Annotated in this window: 2 protein-coding genes and 1 pseudogene; 1 reads left to right on the top strand and 2 read right to left on the bottom strand. The window is 59.4% G+C overall.

Features of this window, described 5'->3' with window-relative positions:
- Positions 1-270 precede the first annotated feature (270 nt).
- Both C451_RS23475 and C451_RS20540 read right to left on the bottom strand, forming a co-directional pair.
- Positions 271-792 (bottom strand): transposase, encoded by a 522-nt coding sequence (locus tag C451_RS23475; RefSeq protein WP_007737309.1) that lies wholly within the window; start codon positions 790-792, stop codon positions 271-273.
- A 22-nt stretch (positions 793-814) separates the two neighbouring features.
- A pseudogene (locus C451_RS20540) lies at positions 815-1,237 on the bottom strand (helix-turn-helix domain-containing protein); the annotation flags it as partial.
- A gap of 218 nt (positions 1,238-1,455) precedes the next feature.
- Between C451_RS20540 and C451_RS02455 the strand changes: the two are divergent.
- Positions 1,456-3,048: asparagine synthase-related protein (locus C451_RS02455; protein ID WP_007737305.1), on the top strand; the 1,593-nt coding region annotated here is incomplete at its 3' end.

The raw sequence follows: 3,048 nt of genomic DNA, 5'->3' as shown, positions 1-3,048 counted from the left end.
GGTGGTCTCGGTTTGGTCACCAGAGACAACCCCCTCCTGAAGGGAGTCAGTTGCTACCGAAGTCTAGACCGCTTTGCGACACGACCCAGCGGTTGTGTGGAGACTGCTCGTGGCGAACAGTGTGCTGGTCAGAGTGGCTATCGTATCCGTTCATAGGGTCGGTGACGAATCTTCACCCATCAGTTGAGCAGAGATAGTTCCAGATATTCGGTTCATCGATTGCATCGATTCCATTCAGGATGGAGTCTCTCAGCGTCGGTAGATCCGGAATCAGCCGGTGCTTGAACCACTCGTAGAGCTGATTCCAGCATCCTTCCACTGGGTTGAGTTCGGGTAGCTTCGACGGAAATACCAGACCGCCAGCTTCTCTCCGCGCACGCAAGAGACCGAACTGTCGCAGACAGTTTCGGTCTCGCGCTCACCACTCACGAACTCCCAGAGATCTCTCGCATAGAAGTATCCCGCACGATCAAGAAATACCACCAACTCTTCGCCAAACTCCTCTTGGAGTGCTTCTAACAAGCGAATTCCGTGGTTCCGTGTGAGATTTTCTTCCGTCCAGCAGTAGAAGCTGTCACCGCTGCCGGTGACAGCGCCAAGCACTGTCACCTTGTCCCAGGAATTCGAGGTCTCGATCGTTGGATCCGACCCAATTGGGTACCATCCATGCCGCTGGACGGTGCCGACGCGCTTGGTGAACTGGTCGACGACAACGACCGTCTTCTCGGCTAGTTCGGGACGTTTTTTCGACTGTCGCTTGGAACTCCGCTTCGTCTTCAGGATCGGCTTCATGATTGCGAGGCCGCGCTGTCCGCCAGGACAGCCCGGCCTCAGTCAACAGATAGCGTGCATGGCGCTTGCTGTACTCAACGTCGTACTCTCTGGCAACATAGTGAAGCAGAATCTTCGGCGACCAGGCCTGTTGGTCGTAGCCCAGCTCAGTCGGTGAATCGTGGAGCACCTCTTTGAGGTGCTCACGCTGTTCCGTAGTGAGTTTTGAGGGGCCGCCGGGACGAGGAGCGTCGTAGGGAGCCTGCTCGATCGGTTGCTCGACAAACTGATCCAGCCAGTTGCGAATGGTTTTCTCAACAACACCGTGACGCTCAGCGAGGGTGTCGACCTGAGCGCCCTGCTTGCGGCCGATCGCCGCGAGAACGCGTTCTCGCGGCTTCTCACTCTCCGTTTGCTCACGCACCTCGTGGAGTTCTTCCAGAGTGATATCGTCGAGCCGACCCATTACATCGGGTTACTGTCTATGTCAGTAAAGATCTTTAGCCGACCCTATAATATCGAATCACTCACACGAAATCAGCGGGTATGTGCTGTTAAACCAGCCATAGTGTTTCGCGCTCGCCTCGGGTACGTCAGCGTACCGAGGACTCCAAGCATGCGTTCGGGTGACATCGACGGCACACAACAGAAAACCCATACCTGATTCTGGCGGTTATTGGAACAATGACTGGTCTTCTCGGGGGGACGATCGCTGACGAGCCGTTCCAGGCGATGACCAAGGAACTGCAGTTCGAACCATGGTACGAAACCGCACGCTTCGGGCGCGAGGCGTCGGCACTCGGACTCATTCACCATGGCGAGCGCGACCCGCTTGGCAGCGCAACCTGGGAGGGCGACGAACAGGCCGGCGTCGTCCACGGTGCGCTCGTCGGTCGCGAACATACCGATACCGAGGCGTTCATCAAGCGCGTTCTCGACGCACCGCACGAGACGCTCCAGAACGTCGATGGCTCGTTTGCGGTCGCATGTGTCGACTTCGCCGACGAACGGTTCGTCTTGGCGACGGATAAACTTGGTACGCGGCCGTGTTATTACTCGCTCGACAACGGAGTAGCGTTCAGCTCTTCGGTAGCGGCGCTGCTCACGCGGATCGACGATCCCCAACTGGACGAGCAAGGCATCAGCGATCTCCTCATGATGAGCGGGCTCTGGGGTGAGAGGACCCTCGTCGAAAGCGTGCGTGCGCTCGCGCCCGCATCAATCCTCGAATACGAGGACAGTAAAGCATCGATCGAGCGCTACTGGAAACCCGACTACGAGAGCGCGCCGACCGATGGTTACATCGACGATCTCATCGATATCTTTGGGGATGCGATGGCCGATGCGGCGACGACGATGGATGGCGACGTCGGCATCTGGCTGTCGGGTGGACTGGATAGTCGGACGCTGGCGGCCGAGCTCGCCGCCCACGACGACGCGTTCGACTCGCTGACAGCTTACACCTACGACGCGAACCCGCGCGGCGGCGGCAATCCGGAACTCGCCGGCGAAATCGCCGATCGCCTCGACGTGGGATTTTCAGAGGTCGAACTCTCGCCCGATCGATTCGTCTCGATTCTCGATGATGCCATCCGCCGAACCGATGGGATGGTCAGTTGGGGGACGCTGCTCCCGCTGTCGGCGACGTACAACCTTCCCGACGCGAACGCCAACATCATGCTCGAAGGTGCGGGCCAAGGCGGGCTGATGGGCCATCACCTCCGCCGTCGACATATCGAGCAGTGTGATTCGGTGGTCGATTCGCTCTATCGAACCGAGGCTGGCGTGAGCCGCGAACGCGTGCGTTCGCTCATGGCTAATGACGTGGAACCGCTCGATTCGTTTCGCGAAACCGTCGCACGAAGCGATGAGAGCCAACGCAAACACGTGATCCTCGATACACACTTCAAGAACCACTATGGCCGAGGCGAGTACGCAAGCACGCGCCTCGCACAGACGAAAACCGGCGTGCGTGCGCCAATCGTCCACGGCGAACTCATCCAGCACGCCGCCCGCCTGCCGACACGCTACCGAATGGGGACCATCCCTTTCACTGGGGGTTACGTCCCCCACGGCGTGACGAAGCCGAAACTCGCGCTGACGCGAGCAGTCGGCGACGGGATGGCCGAGGTTCCCTACGAGCGCACCGGCGTCACACCCAAATGGCCCTATCCGATCCACGTCGCCGGCTTCATCGCGACAACATCGCTGGGTCGACTTCGATCGGCAACCGCCTACGGCGGCCAGCGGCTGCCGGATCTCTGGTATCGGACGCAC

It is taken from the genome of Halococcus thailandensis JCM 13552 (assembly GCF_000336715.1).
In the GTDB taxonomy this organism is placed as follows: Archaea; Halobacteriota; Halobacteria; order Halobacteriales; family Halococcaceae; genus Halococcus; species Halococcus thailandensis.
This window is presented reverse-complemented; position numbering and strand designations above follow the sequence as displayed.